18 protein-coding genes are annotated in these 17,750 nt (G+C 62.8%); 6 read left to right on the plus strand and 12 right to left on the minus strand.

What is annotated here, in order from left to right:
* Nucleotides 1–8: 8 nt before the first annotated feature.
* The 3 genes from BLU32_RS07030 to BLU32_RS07040 form a co-directional block, all read right to left on the minus strand.
* Nucleotides 9–1,526 carry an undecaprenyl-phosphate glucose phosphotransferase gene (locus tag BLU32_RS07030; RefSeq protein WP_371326971.1) on the minus strand — a complete coding sequence of 506 codons (1,518 nt, stop codon included), beginning with the start codon at nt 1,524–1,526 and terminating at the stop codon, nt 9–11.
* A gap of 46 nt (nt 1,527–1,572) precedes the next feature.
* Nucleotides 1,573–2,811 carry a glycosyltransferase gene (locus tag BLU32_RS07035; protein WP_093805639.1) on the minus strand — a complete coding sequence of 413 codons (1,239 nt, stop codon included), beginning with the start codon at nt 2,809–2,811 and terminating at the stop codon, nt 1,573–1,575.
* A 132-nt stretch (nt 2,812–2,943) separates the two neighbouring features.
* Nucleotides 2,944–3,501, minus strand: coding sequence for a polysaccharide biosynthesis/export family protein (locus tag BLU32_RS07040; protein ID WP_197673707.1), 558 nt, complete (start codon nt 3,499–3,501; stop codon nt 2,944–2,946).
* A 171-nt stretch (nt 3,502–3,672) separates the two neighbouring features.
* Between BLU32_RS07040 and BLU32_RS07045 the strand changes: the two genes are divergently transcribed.
* Nucleotides 3,673–5,880: an exopolysaccharide transport family protein gene (locus BLU32_RS07045; protein WP_093805643.1), complete on the plus strand. Its 2,208-nt coding sequence runs from the start codon at nt 3,673–3,675 to the stop codon at nt 5,878–5,880.
* A 91-nt stretch (nt 5,881–5,971) separates the two neighbouring features.
* Here the strand turns inward: BLU32_RS07045 and BLU32_RS07050 are convergent, their stop codons facing one another.
* Nucleotides 5,972–7,126 (minus strand): GNAT family N-acetyltransferase, encoded by a 1,155-nt coding sequence (locus BLU32_RS07050; protein ID WP_172838543.1) that lies wholly within the window; start codon nt 7,124–7,126, stop codon nt 5,972–5,974.
* Nucleotides 7,127–7,342: 216 nt separating this feature from the next.
* Between BLU32_RS07050 and BLU32_RS07055 the strand changes: the two genes are divergently transcribed.
* The gene (locus BLU32_RS07055; protein ID WP_157727552.1) at nt 7,343–8,404 is read left to right on the plus strand and encodes a polysaccharide deacetylase family protein; all 1,062 of its coding nucleotides are present in this window, start codon (nt 7,343–7,345) and stop codon (nt 8,402–8,404) included.
* On the opposite strand, the gene BLU32_RS07060 is transcribed toward BLU32_RS07055, so the two are convergent.
* Nucleotides 8,379–8,648 (minus strand): DUF2842 domain-containing protein, encoded by a 270-nt coding sequence (locus BLU32_RS07060; RefSeq protein ID WP_093810697.1) that lies wholly within the window; start codon nt 8,646–8,648, stop codon nt 8,379–8,381. The genes BLU32_RS07055 and BLU32_RS07060 overlap by 26 nt on opposite strands.
* 156 nt (nt 8,649–8,804) lie before the next feature.
* Here BLU32_RS07060 and BLU32_RS07065 point away from each other — a divergent pair, with 156 nt between their 5' ends.
* Nucleotides 8,805–9,899 carry a COX15/CtaA family protein gene (locus tag BLU32_RS07065; protein WP_093805649.1) on the plus strand — a complete coding sequence of 365 codons (1,095 nt, stop codon included), beginning with the start codon at nt 8,805–8,807 and terminating at the stop codon, nt 9,897–9,899.
* A 76-nt stretch (nt 9,900–9,975) separates the two neighbouring features.
* On the opposite strand, the gene BLU32_RS07070 is transcribed toward BLU32_RS07065, so the two are convergent.
* From BLU32_RS07070 to BLU32_RS07095, 6 genes are all read right to left on the minus strand, one after another.
* On the minus strand, nt 9,976–11,265 hold the full coding sequence (locus tag BLU32_RS07070; protein WP_093810699.1) for an O-acetylhomoserine aminocarboxypropyltransferase: 1,290 nt from the start codon (nt 11,263–11,265) through the stop codon (nt 9,976–9,978).
* Between the two features lie 170 nt (nt 11,266–11,435).
* A complete protein-coding gene (locus tag BLU32_RS07075; protein WP_208976989.1) occupies nt 11,436–12,494 on the minus strand; it encodes a succinylglutamate desuccinylase/aspartoacylase family protein in 1,059 nt (352 codons plus the stop codon).
* A complete protein-coding gene (gene rimK / locus BLU32_RS07080) occupies nt 12,491–13,396 on the minus strand; it encodes a 30S ribosomal protein S6--L-glutamate ligase (protein ID WP_093805651.1) in 906 nt (301 codons plus the stop codon). The genes BLU32_RS07075 and rimK overlap by 4 nt, the downstream gene beginning before the upstream one ends.
* Nucleotides 13,393–13,944: a RimK/LysX family protein gene (locus BLU32_RS07085; protein WP_208976990.1), complete on the minus strand. Its 552-nt coding sequence runs from the start codon at nt 13,942–13,944 to the stop codon at nt 13,393–13,395. The genes rimK and BLU32_RS07085 overlap by 4 nt, the downstream gene beginning before the upstream one ends.
* A 178-nt stretch (nt 13,945–14,122) precedes the next feature.
* Nucleotides 14,123–14,656, minus strand: coding sequence for a CoA-binding protein (locus tag BLU32_RS07090; RefSeq protein WP_093805655.1), 534 nt, complete (start codon nt 14,654–14,656; stop codon nt 14,123–14,125).
* Between the two features lie 35 nt (nt 14,657–14,691).
* Nucleotides 14,692–15,495, minus strand: coding sequence for an enoyl-CoA hydratase (locus BLU32_RS07095; protein ID WP_093805657.1), 804 nt, complete (start codon nt 15,493–15,495; stop codon nt 14,692–14,694).
* Between the two features lie 157 nt (nt 15,496–15,652).
* Between BLU32_RS07095 and BLU32_RS07100 the strand changes: the two genes are divergently transcribed.
* The 3 genes from BLU32_RS07100 (at nt 15,653) to rpsI (ending at nt 17,238) form a co-directional block, all read left to right on the plus strand.
* Nucleotides 15,653–16,066 carry a PaaI family thioesterase gene (locus BLU32_RS07100; protein WP_093805659.1) on the plus strand — a complete coding sequence of 138 codons (414 nt, stop codon included), beginning with the start codon at nt 15,653–15,655 and terminating at the stop codon, nt 16,064–16,066.
* Between the two features lie 225 nt (nt 16,067–16,291).
* Nucleotides 16,292–16,759 (plus strand): 50S ribosomal protein L13, encoded by a 468-nt coding sequence (gene rplM, locus BLU32_RS07105; RefSeq protein ID WP_093805661.1) that lies wholly within the window; start codon nt 16,292–16,294, stop codon nt 16,757–16,759.
* Between the two features lie 2 nt (nt 16,760–16,761).
* Nucleotides 16,762–17,238: a 30S ribosomal protein S9 gene (gene rpsI, locus BLU32_RS07110; protein WP_093805663.1), complete on the plus strand. Its 477-nt coding sequence runs from the start codon at nt 16,762–16,764 to the stop codon at nt 17,236–17,238.
* Nucleotides 17,239–17,309: 71 nt separating this feature from the next.
* On the opposite strand, the gene BLU32_RS07115 is transcribed toward rpsI, so the two are convergent.
* Complete coding sequence (locus BLU32_RS07115) at nt 17,310–17,732, minus strand: Lrp/AsnC family transcriptional regulator (protein ID WP_093810703.1); 423 nt, start codon at nt 17,730–17,732, stop codon at nt 17,310–17,312.
* Nucleotides 17,733–17,750 lie beyond the last annotated feature (18 nt).

Raw genomic sequence — 17,750 nt, forward strand, 5'->3', positions numbered from 1 at the left:
GGTCACGCTCAATAGGCGTTCTCCGTCTTCAGAAGCGCGAACGGCGTCTGGACCAGGATGCGCAGATCGAACAGGATCGACCAGTTTTCGATGTAATAGACGTCGTATTCTACACGCTTCTCGATCTTCTCGGGTGTGTCGACCTCGCCGCGCCAGCCGTTGATCTGAGCCCAGCCCGTCACGCCGGGCTTAACCTTGTGGCGGGCGAAATAGCCGTCGACGACCTCGTCCCAGAGCTTTTCGTTGGTATGGGCGTTCACCGCATGCGGGCGCGGGCCGACCAGCGAGAGATCGCCGCGCAACACGTTGAAGAGTTGCGGCAATTCGTCGATGGACGTGCGGCGGATGAAACGGCCGACCCTGGTGACGCGCGGGTCGTTCTTTGTGACGACCTTCTTGGCGAGCGGGTCCGCCATCTCGTGGTACATCGAGCGGAATTTCAGAACGTCGATGACTTCGTTGTTGAACCCGTAGCGCTTCTGGCGGAAGAGCACCGGTCCCTTGCTCTCCATCCGGATCGCGACCGCCGTGGCCACCATAACCGGCGCCAGCAGCACGATCATCAGGCTGGCGAACACCAGATCGAAGGCGCGCTTGGCGATGGAATCCCAGTCGGCCATCGGTTTGTGGACGACATCGACAAAGGGCACCGTGCCGATAAAGGAGGAGGCGCGGTCGCGGAAGCGCAGCTTGTCGGTGTGGGCCGACAGCCGGATGTCCACCGGCAACACCCACAGCGTCTTGAGGAAATCCGCAAGACGCTTTTCGGCGCGCAGCGGGATCGTGACAATCAGCATGTCGATGCGCGCCACGCGTGCGAATTCCACGAGATCGTTTACGGTCCCGAGCTTCGGATACCCGGCGACGACCTCCGGAGAACGCGACCCCTTGCGGTCATCGAACAGGCCGCAGATGCGAATGTCGTTGTTCGGCTGGCTCTCCACCTCGTGGATGAAATCGGCGGCGGCCTGTCCGCCGCCAACGATGACCGCGCGTCTTTCAAGCCGGCCGTCCTTCGTCCATTTGCGAACGAAAAGCGAAACCGCAAATCGCGCGGCAAGCAAGGTGGAAAGGCCAAGGCCGAACCAGATCGAGAACTGCGTGTCGGCGATCCCGCCGAGAAGCCCGCTGAAATTCTTGATCATGACCAGGGCTGCAAAAACGAGCGTCCATGCGATTGTCGTGCGCGCGCCCTGGGAGACCACGTTGCGCATCACCGGAAGCTGATAGCAGTCAGCCGCCTGCAGGAACGTCGGTGTAAGAAGCAGTGCAATGCCAAGCGCCGCGAACACGTCCGAGAGCGCGGTCTGGCCGCTGAAACCGCCGGTCAGTGCGATCGCGCCGATGATCGCGACGATTCCGATGTCGGTCAGCCGGACGAGACCGCTCAGGACCGAACGTGAAATCACGGTTTTCTGAAGGCTTTCGGCAACCTCGAGAGCGCGCGGGGAGAGGCCGCTCGCGGAGGGCTTGCCACCGCCGGCGGGTGTTCCTCCCGATGGGGCGGCCGGCAGGACATCCTTCAGCAGTTGTGCGGAATGATTCTGGGTCATGGTGTCTGTTCCTCCCGGCTCATTCCGCGTCGCTGGTTTGCGACGTCTTGTTCCGGGCGAGGATCGCGGAGGAGCCCATCAGGGGCGTTTCGGCGCTTCTTGCCGGGGTGGAATGGCCGCGCGCGCCGCGCGTCTCCATGTAGAGCGATGTGATGCGATCGCTCATCAGCTCCACGTTGAAGGTTTCGGAAAGGCATTTCCGTTGTCCTTCGGCCCGCTTGCGCATGCCGTCAGGATCGTTGTAGGCGGCGCCCATTGCGGCGGCGAGCCCTGCGACGCAGCCGGGCGTTACGAGCCTGTCGGCAAAACGGCCGAAGATCTCGGGGATGCCGCCAACCCGGGTCGCGATCAGGGGGACCTGTGCGGCCACCGTCTCCAGCACGATGTAGGGCATCGCTTCAGCACGGGAGGGAACGACCACGCATCGTGCCTTGCGGAAGGCGTCGCGTGCGGGCAGGGCGCCGGTGAAGGTCACGTGATCGGACAGGCCGAAATCCGCGACCATTGCCTCGTAGCGCTGGCGATCCTTGCCGTCGCCGACGATACGGGCGTTCGCGGTGATGCCATAGAGCGACTTGAGGTCCCGCAAAGCGGAAATGAACAGGTCCGGACCCTTGAGATCGCGCAACATGCCGATAAACATGAAATCGGCTGCATCGTCGTCTGTGGGAACCGCGGAGAATTCCTCCGGGGAGAGCCCGTTGTAGACAACGCGCGCGGGGATCGAGGGGGACGCCACTTTCGATTCGTAGGCGGCGTATTCGTAGTCTGACACGAACACGAGGCCGTCGGTGAAACGCTGCTGCAGGCGTTCCAGACGAAAATAGATCCGCCCCTCGAGCTTGGTCGGGTCGTAGTGAAGGCTCCCGCCGTGCGGGCAATAGATGCGAGTCACCTTGCGCCCGCCCAAGCGGAGTACGGACCCGATGGCGCGCGCGAAAACGCCGCCCTTGGCGCCGTGCCCGTGCAGGACGTCGGGCGAAAGGTCGCGAACATGGCGGTAGAGGCTGAGGGCCGAGCGGAGGTCGCCGGGAGTGACTTTCCGGCGCATCGGGAACCGCGCGACGCCGAAGGCGAGTTGCGGGGCGAGGCGGGCAATCGCTTCTGCCTCGAATGCGCCGCCGGTCGAGGCGTCGCAAACAACACCGACTTCGTGGCCGGCACGGGTCTGGGCAAGGGCGAGATCCGCAATGTGGCGAAAGATCCCGCCAATTGGCGCGCGAACGATATGAACGATGCGCAAGGGCGCGGTAGCCATGAGAAACTCCCTGTCTCTAGCTTGCGCATGCCTGAATTATGGCTTCAGGTCATGCAGGGTAAACGCTAGCAGGCAGCGGTGAGTCTCAGGTTAACTCGGCAGGTATCGCGCGCCGCGGGCGAGGGCGGTCTCTTAGAAAAACCGCTCCCGGACGTAGATCGTGTCGCCCGGCCGGACAGGGTCCGTGATCGGAACCCTGCCGCTCAGCACCTCGCCGTTGATCTGGCGGGTGATGTCGACATTGCCCTGTTGGGCGCGGGGCGAAAAGCCGCCCGCCGTGGCGATCGCATTCTGGGCCGTCATGCTCGCCACATAGGGATACTGCCCGGCATTGGCGACCTCACCCATGACGAAAACCGGCCGATAGACAGCCACTTCGACCGACACGTCCGGATCCCGTAAGTATCCGTTTTTCAAGCGCTTGGTTATGGTCGCTTCAAGATCGCGAAGGGTCAGGCCGCGGACGGCGACGCTGCCGATCAGCGGCATAGAGATGTAGCCGGCCTGATCGACCGTATAGGTGTTGTTGAGGTCGTCCTGCCCGAAAACGATGACGCGCAGCTGGTCGCTGGAATCAAGCCGGTAGGGCTTGGTGAGGATCTCGTGGAACGCCGTTGGCGGCTGCCGGTATCCGCCGCAGGCGGCGACCGTGAGGGCCAGGCATATGGCAATGGCAAGGCGCGTAGTCATCATGAACTCCCGAAGAGGCTGTGCCAGTATTTCCCGCAGCGTGGTTAACTTGCGGTGAATCCGGGAAGATCATTTCGACTGACCGCGTTCAGGGGGTCTTGAGAGTGCGGTTAACGGTCCGCTTACCATAATGCGCATACACTCTCGACATGGTTCCTGGGAGTACACCGAATGACTGAGTCGCACGGACATGGCGCGGATGAAAGGGTCGAGATCGACCTGTCCGCTCTGGCGGGCGCCCTCAAGCGGGCGTTGCGATGGTTGTTGCCACTGTGTGTCGCTGTTGCCATTGCGACGGTGGTTGTCCTCCAGTTCGTCCCATCGAAATTCCGTGCAGAATCGAAAGTGCTTATCCAGACCTCGGATGCGGTCTATCCGGGTGATGTGCGCGGCATAGAGGAAGAGCGCGCGCTTCTCGACAATGAAGGCGTCGCGAGCCAGGTGGAACTTCTCATGTCGCGGGATCTGCTGCGCCGCGTGGCGCAGCGGCTGGACCTCGCGGCGATCCCGGAATTCGAGGCGGGGCCGACATCCAGTCTGTTCCGCGAAACCCTTGTCGCACTGGGGTTGATGCGCGACCCCGGTCGCAATTCCCGCGAGGAGCGGGTCCTCAAGGTCTTCTACAAGAATCTTGAGGTCTATCGGGTCGACGGGTCGCGGGTGATTTCGGTTCGTTTCACCTCGCGCGATCCCGAGCGTGCCGCGCGCGTCGCCAATGCGCTTGTCGAGGAATATCTCGATCTCCAGTCGTCGGTGAAGCGCGAGACGACGGACTTTGCGGCAACCGCGCTTGAACCGCAGATCGAGCGGATGCGCCAGGAAGTCAAGGAAGCCCAGAAAAAGGTCGAGGCATTTCGCACGCTGGCCGGACTGCTTATCGGCGCCGACAACCAGACCCTCGACCAGCAGCAGCTTGGCGAAATCAGCACAGAGCTCTCCGATGCCCGCGCGTCCCAGTCCCAGGCGGAGGCGCGCGCAAATCTCATTCGCCGTCAGCTCGATTCCGGCGCTTCGCTCGACAGCGCGGCGGAGGTGCTCAACTCGCAGCTCGTCCAGCGCTTGCGCGAGCGGCAGGTGGAATTGCAGTCCCGCATCGCCGAACTCTCCACGACGCTTTTGGCCAATCATCCGCAGATCCGTGCGTTGCGCTCCCAGCTTGCCGATCTGGAACGCCAGATTCGCAATGAAGCCGAAAAAATCGCCGCCGGCCTGGAAAACGAAGCCCGCGTCCAGCAGGACAGGGTTGCCTCGCTGACCGCGACCCTTGAGACGTTCAAGGTGCGCGCCGCCAAGTCCAACGAGGACCAGATCCGGCTGCGTGAACTCGAGCGCGAGGCGCAGGTCAAGGCAACCCAGCTCGATCAGCTGATGACGCGGTACCGGGAAGCCGACACCCGCCGCAATGCGCCACAACTCGGCGCAGATGCACGTGTGATCTCGCGTGCGACGGTTCCGCTCGAGCCCTATTGGCCCAAGGTTGTGCCGATTGCCTCGATCCTGACGTTCATTGTCTTCATGCTTGGCAGTCTTTGGGCAATCCTCGGCCAGTTCCTCTCCGGTCGGGCCTTCCGTCATATGCCGCTTGGCGCAACAGAAGCGCCGGCGGCCGCATCGATGCCGCCAGCCGCAGCGCCCGGTTACCAGGCGGGCAGGGCGGCCTATTCGGGGGGCGGGTTCGGTTATGACTGGCAGACGCCCGTGCAAGATGCCGGATCTGTTGCTGCCGCAAATGCGTTGTCCCCGGAAACGGGACCGGACGATGTCACGTCTGTTGCATCGGAGCATGTCGCGGGGGCGCCTGCCCCGGCTCCCCTGGTTCCCGCGGCCGTCGAGCAGATGCATCCGCGGCGGATCGCCGTTTTGAGCGTCGACAGCGACGAGGTTGCGCAGGAGGTCACCTTCCGCCTGGTGCGCGAGGCGGCGGAAGAGGGGATCATGCCGCTCTTTCTGGAGGTCCGCCCGGATCTCGGCGATCCCGAAGCGGTGCCGGGTTTTGCCGAATTGCTGGAAGGTTCCGCGTCCTTTGCCGGCGTCATCTACCGGGATGCGGCCTCGCGCGCTCATGTCATCGAGTCGGGACGTCGTGTGATCGATGATGATCTTGCCGAGGCCGGCCGCTTCGAGATGCTGATGGATGCCATCGACCACACCTACGATCAGGTGTTCTTCGATCTCGGGCTGATCGACGATTCGCTGATCAGCGCTCAGATCCTTGCAATGGCCGACCAGGTGGTCGTTGCCACGGGCGGATCGCCGGCTGGACCGGAACTGGAGGAAGCGCTTCGCATGCTGGAAGACCAGACGGGCGCGCCCGTTGCGGTGGAGCCGGTCAAGCGCAAGGGCGAGACCGCGCGGCGGCCGTCCGACATGGCGGCCTGAACCGTCAATCGCATCGATAGGCAAGAAAAAAGCCCGCTGCACGTCACCGTGCGGCGGACTTTGCGTTTCCGGATCGCAACCTGCGGCGGGATCAGGCCTTGAGCTTGCGCAGCTTGCGAACCAGGCCCCAGAGCCTTGGCGAACTGCGTACCCGGCGCTTTACGCGTCGGAGCATCCGGATGGCCGATGAGGCCAGCTTGCCGCGATGCGACACCGGCACCTCGACATCCATCAAGAGCTCCTTGTCCGCCCAGGCGGTTTTGTATCGCTCCGCCCCGAGACCGAAGTCGAAGCTCGTCGCGCCAAGGGCGCAGGCATCCGCGATTACCGCGTTCAGGAGAAGGTCGCCCGGACTGTGACTGGCGATGCTTTCGCAGATGCTGTTGGTGTAGGCGTGGAACCGCCCCAAAGCCAGACCCGACAAATAGGTTGCGCGTACATCGCCATCGACAAGGAGCGCATGGATCATGAAGCGGTCGGATCCCTCGTCCAGAGCATGTGTCAACTGGTCGCGCAGGAACGCATGCGCATCCGCGTGGTGGAACACGTTGGGAATTCCGTGCGTGCCCTGGCGGGCGCTGCGCTGGTCGACGAGCGCCTGCAGGAAACGCTCCGCGGTCCCGAAATCGCTCGCGCGTTCGAAGCGCGCGCTGCCGACTTCCGCGAGCTTGCGCTCCTTTGCGCGCAGCTTCTTGCGCGCGCTTGCGCTGCGACGGGTGCGATAGACCGCCTCGAAGTCCGGAGTCAGTGAAAAGGCGTGAATCGAATTCAGGCTTTCGATCGCATGCTGGTCGATCAGTGGATGGATACGGTCGTCGATCGTCGCGGGAACATGTTTGAGATCGAAAAGGTCGATCCCTTTAGCGCGCCCCAACTCCAGCAGGGCCTTGTGCAGCGAGTGCGTGTGAATGCCGGCGAGAACATCCTTGCGCCAGAGACCGCTGTTCTGGTTTCCGTGGAAATCGCCGAGAAACCGCCCGACGGTTAGCAGACCCTTTGCCTTTCGGATCAGCCCCAGCGGCAGGAGGAAGGCGGGTTTCCCATCGATTTCGCCGACGACGATCAGGGCCTGAATACCCCGCGGCCGCCCCACCAGACGGTACCAGGAAGACAACCAGTCGTAGGTGGTGAACAATGTTCCGAAGGCGTTGGTTTCCAGCGTCCGCCATTCCGCTTCGACCTCGCTGGGGTCGGAGACTGTGCGGACAACGAAATCTCCCGATTCAAGCATGGCATCCAGTCTCATTGCGTCCTGGTCCATCTCTTCCCAGTTATGTGACCGGAACAGATCGGTGGACCGTGCGAGGGAATCGGACATGTGCTCAACCTTCAATTCAAACCGCCGGAGCATCGGCTGGTCTCAACTACAATCTTGAATAGCAAGGAGTTCTAAAGAAAACGTCGATAGGATCAGCGGAGTTGATTTCGGGGGTCGGTTTAGCGGATGGACATGCGACGGCAAATGTTGGCGACGGGGTGCCGGGTGCTGCATGCAAGCGGACTGGGCCGGTTGCTGGCGCCGCTAACCGGTGGACGCGGGCTTGTTTTTACCCTGCACAGCGTGCGTCCGGACGCCGAAACCCATGGCTTCTCGCCAAATCGCCATCTCACCGTTACGCCGGAGTTTCTGGAAAGCACGATCCTGCAGGCCCGCGCCGCGGGTTTGCGCATCGTGTCATTGGCGGAGGCGCTCGATCACGTCGAAAACGGCGATCCCGATAGCGCGCGGGTCTGCGCATTCACCTTCGACGACGGCTATCGGGACAATCTGATTCATGCCTACCCGGTGTTGCGCAAGCACGGCGTGCCTTTCACGATCTTCGTGACCTCCGGCTTTGTCGACCGCACCAGCGAAATCTGGTGGGAGGCTCTGGAGCGCATTGTACGCGGTGCATCGTTTGTCGAAACGCCGATCGGTGCGCGCATGCGAACGCTGGATGCGCGGAACAACGACGGAAAGACGCGCACCTATGACCGGTTGCTTCACTGGTTCACGCATGAGCTTGGCGAGGAATCGCAGCGGGTGGAATTGCGCAGGCTGGCAGCGGTTCACGGCGTCGATCTTGTCGCCCTTGCGGATGAACTCATTCTGGATTGGGACGAGTTGCGCGTTTTGTGCCGTGATCCGCTTTTTACGGTTGGTGCCCATACGCACAATCATTTCGCGCTGGCGCGCCTGAGCCGCGCACGCATGCATGACGATATTGCCGCCGGAATGGACAGGCTCGCCGCCGAGCTTGGCATCTCACCGCATGTTTTTGCCTATCCCTACGGATTTGAGGCGGCCGTCAATCACCAGTCACTTGAAGTTGTTTCGCAATTCGGATTCCGCGCCGCCTTTACCACGCATGCGGGGATGCTCGACCAGAGCGCGGATCCTTTCGCAATGCCCCGGGTGTCGCTGAACGGGTACTTTCAAAATCGCGCCATCGTGTCACAGTATCTCAATGGATCCCCTTTCCCGATCTACAATGCGCTGCGCCGCATCCGGGATCGCATCAGCTTCCGTCAGGCGTGTCCCTGAGCGCTTCCGCCTGAGCGGCTGCCCGCGCTTGTGCGGCCCGTCGCTCGGGCTTGTCCATCCACCACATGATTGCGCCGGCCGGTATCGTCCAAACAAGGCCGGCAATTGCGAAATACAGGAACTGGACGCCGGTTGGCCGGTCTTGCATCGTCATGTCGCCGATCACCATTGCGACGAAGGCATAGACGATTACGAAGACCACAAGCATGATCATTCCGATGAATTTGCGCAGGCGAGGGGGCATCGAGTTCTCCATATCGGGCCATCTGGCGTGGGGATGTGTCACACCGGTGCGGTTCGTCAAGCCCTTGCCAAGTGTGGATGCCGCCTATAACCGACCGTAGTGCCCGGGCGATCAGACTGTCGGGCCGCCCGTTTTTATCGCGCGAGCAACCCGAGAATGAGCGACGTTTCCTTCGATACCTCTCTTCACGCTGGTCCATCCAGCGAAAAAATCGCGCGAGACCGTCGTGCAATCCGGATCTGGCTCTATGCGGTGTGCCTGCTGATCCTAGCAATGATTGTCGTTGGCGGGGCAACGAGATTGACCGATTCCGGTCTGTCGATCACCGAATGGGAGCCGATCCACGGCGTGATCCCGCCACTCTCCGTTGCGGAATGGGAAGAGGAACTGGAAAAATATCGCCAGATCCCCGAATACCAGCTCGTCAACAAGGGCATGTCGCTCGGCGAATTCCAGTTCATCTACTGGTGGGAGTGGGGTCATCGGTTGCTTGGTCGCGTGATCGGCCTTGCCTTTTTCGTGCCGCTGGTGTGGCTTTGGGCGCGCGGCCGGGTCGAGAGCGGGCTTATACCCTGGCTGATCGGCGGTTTCGCGCTTGGCGGCATGCAAGGTGTGATCGGCTGGTGGATGGTCGCCTCCGGCCTGGTCGACCGGGTTGATGTCAGCCAGTACCGGCTCGCCACCCATTTGACGCTGGCCTGCCTGATCTTCGCCTATCTTTTCGGCCTCGCGCGCTATCTCGCTCTGATCCCGGCAACAGTCCCGCGACGTCCGGCCTTCCGGGGTCCCTACACCGGGGCCGCGGCCGCCTTGATTGCGCTGCTCTTCGTTCAGGTCTTCCTCGGCGGCCTCGTGGCGGGTTTGAAAGCGGGGCTATCCTTCAACACCTGGCCCTTGATGGATGGCGCCTTCATTCCCTCGGGCCTGTGGACGATGGCACCCGTCTGGCTCAACCATTTCGAGAGCGCGCTGACCGTGCAGTTTCAGCACCGCATGACTGCCTATGCGTTGGCGATCGCCGCCGTCTGGCTCTGGGTGTCCGTGATGCGCAACCCGGCCGCGCGGCATCTTTCGGCGGTTGCACTGGCGCTCGTCCTCGTCATCTTCATCCAGATGGCGATCGGCATCGCAACCCTGCTCGGTCAGGTGCCTTTCTGGCTCGCGCTGGCCCATCAGGGCTTTATCGTTGCCGTGATCGCGGCCTGCATCGAGTTTTGGACGCGCACCCGTTTTGCGGCGCGCGCCGCGTAAGGCGCTTCCGTCACCCGAATGCGAAACAGGCCGGGCAGTGCCCGGCCTGTTTGCGTTTTGTCAGGAACCGTATCGGTCAGCCGTCGATGGCGGCGAGCGCCTGATCCAGATCGGCGATGATGTCTTCCGCGTCCTCCAGACCGATTGACAGACGCACCACGTCGGAGGTTGCGCCGGCAGCCGCGCGCTGCTCTTCGCTCAACTGCTTGTGCGTGGTCGAGGCCGGATGGATGATCAACGAGCGCGTGTCGCCGATGTTGGCCAGATGCGACAGGATCTGGCAACTGGTCACGACGGCGACACCGGCGTCATAGCCGCCCGTGACGCCAAAGGTGAAGACCGCGCCGCCACCCTTGGGCATGTATTTCTGCTGTCGCTCGTGATTGGGATCGCCCGGCAGGCCGGCGTAGGAGACCCAGGCGACCTTGTCGTGGCTTTCCAGAAATTCGGCCACCTTCTGCGCGTTGTCGCAGTGGCGCTGCATGCGCAGCGGCAGGGTTTCTATGCCGGTCAGCAGCATGAAGGAGTTCATCGGCGAGATCGCCGGCCCGAGATCGCGCAGGCCGAGCACCCGGCAGGCGATGGCGAACGCGAAATTGCCGAACGTCTCGTGCAGCACCATGCCGGAATACTCCGGACGCGGCTTGGAGAGCATCGGATAGTTTTCGGTGGACGACCAATCGTAGGTGCCGCCGTCGACCAGCACGCCGCCCATGGAATTGCCGTGTCCGCCCATGAATTTCGTCAGCGAGTGCAGCACGATGTCGGCGCCATGCTCGATCGGCCGGCACAGGTAGGGCGTTGCCATCGTGTTGTCGACGACCAGCGGGATATTGTGCTTGCGCGCGATCTCCGAGATTGCCGCGATGTCGGTGACCACGCCGCCGGGGTTGGCCAGGCTTTCGATGAAGATCGCGCGGGTCTTGTCGTTGATCAGCGCATCAAAGCTCGCGGGATCGGTGGCGTCGGCCCACTGGACCTCCCAGCCGAAGCTCTTGAACGAATGGTTCAGCTGGTTGATCGACCCGCCATAGAGCTTGTTGCCGGCAACGATGTTGTCCCCCGGTGTCATCATCGCATGGAAGGTGAGGAGTTGGGCCGAGTGGCCGGACGCGGTCGCAAGTGCTGCCGTGCCGCCTTCAAGAGCCGCCACGCGCTCTTCCAGCACCGCCGTCGTCGGGTTGGTGATGCGGGTGTAGATGTTGCCGAAGGCCTGGAGGCCGAACAGCGAGGCGGCATGGTCGACGTCATCGAACACGAAAGAGGTCGTCTGGTAGATCGGCGTCACCCGCGCGCCCGTGGAGGGGTCGGGCTGCGCACCCGCGTGAATGGCGAGCGTCGAGAAACCGGGAATGCGGTCGGACATGAAATTCTCCTCAAACGACAATGTCGGAAAGCCGGCGGCATACTGGCGCAAGGGGTGGGGCGCGTCAAAGCAAAGCGCGTTCGTTTTCCTCAGTGGGATTAGGATCAGATACTTTCGTCGCCGCGCATTTTATGCCGATGAAGCGGACATCCGGACAAGCGCGTCCGGTGTCAGATAATCTCGTCCTCGTCGAACAGCGGATCGCGGCCGACTTCCTCGTTCAGACTGGCAAGCGCCGGCTCCGCATCGCCCGATTCCACGCTCATGACATGGAAAAGCGCATCGCCCTCGTTGACCACCGGCAGATTGGTCCGGCCGATGATCAATCCGTTCGACGTGGCGGCCACCGGACGGTCCCTCTCTCCGAAAGGATCGGAGACGATGCCGAGGACGTCTCCCTCCTGAACGCTGTCGCCGATCGTCTTGAAGGCGCGCAACAGACCGCCGGCGGGGGCCCGCAGCCAGGTGCTTGAACCGCCGCGCAGGGAGCGATGCTTGGGGCGCGTCACCCCCTTGGGGCCGACCATGCCGAGCCGTCGCATGACGCGCAGGATGCCGCTCACTCCGACCCGGGTCGCGAATTCGTCGAAGCGCAGGCCCTCGCCGGCCTCATAGAGCAAAATGTCCACATCGTGCTTTTGCGCGGCCTGGCGCAGCGAACCGTCTCGCAGCGACGAGACCAGCATCACCGGCGCACCGAAGGCTTCTGCCAGCTCCAGTGTTTCCGGACGCGACGGCGAGACGCGGATCTGCGGCAGATTGGTGCGGTGGATGGCGGCGGAATGCAGGTCAATCCCGACATCTGACCGCTCCACGACCTCCGACATGAAAAGCTGGGCCAGGCGCGCGGCCAGCGATCCGCGCGCGCTTCCCGGAAAGCTCCGGTTGAGATCGCGCCGGTCAGGCAGGTAGCGGGAATGGCTGTGAAACCCGAAGGTGTTGACGATTGGAATGACGAGCAGCGTCCCGCGCAGGCTGTCGAGGCTTTCGATCGACAACAGGCGACGAGCGATTTCCACGCCGATGATCTCGTCGCCATGCACCGCCGCACTGACGAAAAGCGTCGGGCCCGGTCGCGCACCGTGGACCACATGCACGGACATGGAGACCGGCGTGTGATCGGACAAGACGCTGACCGGCAAGTCGACGGTGCGCCGGGTGCCGGCCTCGACCGCGAAATCTCCGATCGTGAAGGCCGGGCGCGTTTTGCGTTTCGCGTCCGCGTTCACCCCTTGCCCTTCGTGCGTGTCTTGCCAGGCTTGGCGCTCTTCTCGATGAACTGGATGATCTTTCCGGCAACGTCGATGCCGGTGGCCTTTTCCACCCCCTCAAGTCCGGGGGAGGAATTTACCTCCATCACCACCGCGCCGTGATTGGCGCGCAGCATGTCGACACCGCAGACGTTCAGGCCCATCGTTTTCGCCGCGCGGATCGCGGTCTGGCGTTCCTCGGGCGAGATTCGGATGGATTGCGCGCTGCCGCCGCGGTGCAGGTTGGAGCGGAACTCGCCTTCGGCGCCGGTGCGCTTCATGGCCGCGATCACCTTGCCGTCGACGACCAGTGCACGGATGTCCGTGCCGCCGGCTTCCTTGATGAACTCCTGAACGAGGATGTTCACGCCCGCGCCGCGAAATGCCTCGATCACGGACTTCGCCGAACGGTCGGTGTCTGCCAGCACCACGCCGATGCCTTGTGTGCCTTCCAGAAGCTTGATCACCAGCGGCGCGCCGCCGGCGAGTTTCAGTACCTCTTCCGTCTGACGCGGGTCGTGGGCGAAGGTCGTGACCGGAAGGCCGATGCCGTCGCGGGCGAGCAGCTGCATGGAGCGTAGCTTGTCGCGGGAGCGGCCGATACCGACCGATTCATTGAGCGGGAACACCCCCATCATCTCGAATTGGCGCAGCACGGCCAGGCCGTAGAAGGTCACCGACGCGCCGATGCGCGGGATCACCGCATCGTATTTGGGAAGCTTCTCGCCGTTGAAATAGACTTCGGGCCGTCGCGAAGCGATATTCATGTAGCAGCGCAACGTGTTGACGATGTCGATCTCATGCCCGCGCTCCTCGGCCGCCTCGACCAGCCGGCGGTGCGAATACAGGTCCGGATTTCGGGCCATCATGACCATTCTCATTGGGTGTCTCCTGGTAAACCTGCGCGCGGAATAACGCGTCCGGTCGATGCATGCTGGCGCGGCGGACCGGCGACGAAAGATTTGCCGGGATGCACAAGCACGCTCCGGCTTCGGATCGCCGTTCGGCCGAGAATGATATCGAATTCCATGTGTTCCCGGTTGGCCAGCGACACGTCGACCTTCCAGTGGTGCTCCCCCAGAAGCAGTGTCGTGCGAATGATGTACCGGCGCTCCGGGATGCCGCTGGTGTTCTTGATGTCACGCTCGTCGATAAGCGGCGCCTCGACCGGAATGTCGCGATGCTTGTTCGAGGCGGGGACCTTGAAGCGCACCCAGGGCCGACCCTCTCGCTCGAACACGTCCTGGTTCACCGCATGCAGCGCGGAGGTGCGTGCGCCCGTATCGATCTTTGCCTTGATCTCGGGAATGCCGATGTCCGGCAACGCAACCCATTCCCGCCAGCCGATGATGTCCACAGGCTTCTTGCGTCCCGCTTTCCGGTTCTCACCGGCCCGGTCGGACCGCCTTTGTCTGGAGACGACTGTCACGCGATGGATCTCACGATTCTTCTCCCGTTCGGGACCTCGCAGGATAGCGAAGTCGCAACCAAGACTGCACGGCGGTGGCGGTCTACGTCAAATCCCGTATGGGCCGCCCGTCTCCCGATACTCGAATCCCGCCGGCCGTCGATAAACCGTGAGAGGGAAAATAGCGGCAGCGATCGTTTCAGGCCTTGGTTGTCTTGCCGCCCAGCCCACGATGCTGGAAGCCGCTTTTCAGTGTCGGGCGCTTGGAGGACAGCATGCGCGAATTGACGCCGGTCCAGCCGATTTCCCCCGAAAGCCGTCCGTATTCGATCTTCGGACAGCGGTCCATCACCACCTTGACACCGGCATCCTCCGCCAGTGTTGCGGCCGCTTCATTGCGCACGGAAAGCTGCATCCAGATCACCCTGGGCAGTGGGGAAAGCGCAAGCGCTTCTGCCGTAACGCCCATTGCGGCTTCCGAATTGCGGAAGATGTCGACCATGTCGATGGGCTCGGGCACGTCGGCAAGCGTTGCGTAGACCGTCTGGCCGAGAATCTCCTTGCCCGCCTGACCCGGATTGATCGGGAACACGCGGTAACCCTTGGACAGCATGTATTTCAGCACGAAATAGGACGGACGCACGGTGTTGGCGCTGGCGCCGACCATGGCGATGGTCTTCACCCCGTTGAGGATCTCGCGAATGAAGGTGTCCGAGTAGGTGTCGTGGGTCACTGGGAGCGCTCTCACTGGCTGGAAGGAGGGGAACGCTATTGGCCGGTCCACACGGGTTCGCGCTTTTCGATGAAGGCGCCGATGCCTTCCTCCGCGTCGCGCGCCATCATGTTGTCGACCATGACATGCGCGCAATGGCGATAGGCCTCGTCAAGCGGCATTTCCGCCTGCCGGTAGAAGGCTTCCTTGCCGATCTTCAGCGTCAGCGGGGACTTGGCGGCGATGGTGCCCGCATATTTCGCGACCACCTGCTCCAGATAGGCCTGCGGCACCACCCGGTTGACCAGCCCGAACTCGCGCGCCGTGCTGGCGTCGATGATCTCGCCGGTCAGCAGCATCTCCATCGCCTGCTTGCGCGAGACATTGCGCGACAAGGCCACCATCGGCGTGGAGCAGAACAGCCCGATGTTGACGCCGGGCGTGCAGAAGCGCGCATCCTCGCTGGAAATCGCCAGATCGCAGGAGGCGACGAGCTGCAATCCGGCGGCGGTCGCCATGCCCTCGACTTGCGCGACCACCGGCCTGGGGTGGGTGACGATGGTCTGCATCAGGTGCGAACAGCGGGTCATCACATCGGAATAATAGGCCCGGCCGCGATCCTCGTGCTGGCGCGCCGCCGTCATTTCCTTGAGGTCATGCCCGGCACAGAAGACATTGCCGGTGGAACGCAGCACGATGACCCGCGCGTCTTCATCGTCGCGGGCGGCGTCGAGCGCGGCCTGAAGGGCTGCCATCATCTCTTCCGATAGCGAATTCTTGCGCTCCGGCCGGTTCATGGTGAGCGTGAGAACGCCCCCCTCGCGGGTTTCAACAAGCGGCGGCGGTGTGGCGCTGTCCATGGCGGCTCTCCTGTCGAGGCGAATTGGCCCCTTTGTACCAACAAGGCGTCCGCTCAGAAAGCACGAACCGCAACGTCTTGATACTTGTCGCCTCTCGGCCCTTCCGTTAACGAGAAGGGAAGATCAATTCGGGGGAGACGGTCACTTGCAGCCAGTCATGACGATTGCGGAACTCGATGCCTTCATCGACCGCGAGTTTCCGCAGGTCCACGCCGACGGGCGGATCTACGCGATCCGGGCACTCTCGGAGGGCTGTGCGGTGATGTCGGTTTCGCCGCAGGAGAGGCACCTGCGCCCCGGCGGCACGATTTCCGGCCCGACGATGATGACGCTGGTGGATCTGGCCGCCTATGTCGTGATTCTGGCCCATATCGGCCCGGTCGCGCTTGCGGTCACGACCAACCTCAACATGAACTTCCTGCGCAAGCCCGCACCCGGCGATCTGATCGCGACATGCAAGCTCCTGAAGCTCGGCAAGCGGCTTGCCGTGGTCGAATGTGCGATCACTGGCCCCGACGGCGGCGACCCGGTCGCCCATGCGACAGCGACCTATTCGATCCCGCCGCGCTGAAGCCCCCAATTTCATGTGGTAAAATAATACCGTTTTTATAACAGATTGATTTTTATGAATAATCCATTGCCGCCGCCAAATTATGTGGATTGACAGTCTTCGCGACCGCGCGTAAACACCACCAAGACAGCATGCGGTCCCGGTTCGGGGCCGTTTTGCATGGCATTCGGGCCGGTTTCGCCGTCGCAGGCAATTCCCGGTCCACGACAAACACGGATCGCACCCATGAAGACCTACTCCGCCAAAACGGCCGAGGTCGATAAGAAGTGGATCTTGATCGACGCCGAAGGCGTTGTCGTCGGCCGTCTGGCCGCCTTCATCGCCAACACGCTGCGCGGCAAGACCAAGCCGACCTTCACGCCTCACATCGACTGCGGCGACAATGTCATCGTCATCAATGCCGACAAGGCTGTGCTGACGGGCAAGAAGCTGACGGACAAGAAGTACTACTGGCACACCGGATATCCAGGTGGCATCAAGGAGCGCACGGCGCGCGCCATCATCGAGGGCAAGCACCCCGAGCGCGTTCTTGAACAGGCCGTCAAGCGCATGATGCCGGGCGGGCCGCTGAGCCGCACCCAGCTCAAGAACCTCCGGGTCTACGCCGGTTCCACTCATCCGCATGAGGCACAGTCGCCGGTTCCGGTCGACTTCAAGTCCGTGAATGCGAAGAACGACGGGAAGAGGGCGTAATCATGGCTGAGCTTCAGTCCCTCGAAGACCTGGGCGGCGCCATCGGCACCGTCGAGGCGGAAGCCCCGGTGCATGTCAAAAAGGTTGACTCACTGGGCCGCGCCTATGCCACCGGCAAGCGCAAGGACGCCATCGCGCGCGTCTGGATCAAGCCGGGCACCGGCAAGATCATCATCAACAAGAAGGACTTCTCGGAGTACTTCGCGCGTCCGGTGCTGCAGATGATCCTGCGCCAGCCGATCATGCTCGTTGATCGCGATGGCCAGTACGACGTGATCGCCACGGTCGCCGGCGGCGGTCTGTCCGGCCAGGCCGGTGCGGTTCGTCACGGCATCTCCAAGGCGCTGACCTACTATGAGCCGGAGCTTCGCGGCCTGCTCAAGAAGGAAGGCTTCCTGACCCGCGACAGCCGTGTCGTGGAGCGCAAGAAGTACGGCCGCCGCAAGGCTCGCCGGAGCTTCCAGTTCTCCAAGCGCTGATCTTTCAGGCTCGCTTGTTGCAAGTTCGAACGGCCCGCCACTGGCGGGTCGTTTTCGTTTGGGCGCGGCCTTCAGCCCTTGCGCGCCGACAGCAGGATGCTGGTTTCCGAACTCGCGATGCCATCCAGCATCCGCACCGTCGTCAACAACCGGTCGAAGGCTTCCAGCGTATCCGTTTCCAGTTCGGCCACGACATCCCAGCGGCCGTTGGTCGAGTGCAGCCCGCGCACTTCGGGGAACCCGTGCAGCCGGCGGATGATCGCATCGGTGCGATGCCCCTCGACCTCGATCATCATGATCGCGCGCACACGCCCGCCAGCCTCCGCGCTGCGCAGGCGCACGGTAAATCCCTGAATGACGCCACCGTCGACAAGCCGGTCGATCCGCGCCTTCACCGTGGCGCGCGAAACGCCGAGATCGGCGGCCAGCGAGGCCACGGGCAGGCGGGCATCGTGCCGCAGCAGCGCGATCAATCGTCGGTCAAGATCATCCATACCCGTCACTTTGCGAAG

The sequence above is a fragment of the Stappia sp. ES.058 genome, from assembly GCF_900105595.1.
Lineage (GTDB): Bacteria > Pseudomonadota > Alphaproteobacteria > Rhizobiales > Stappiaceae > Stappia.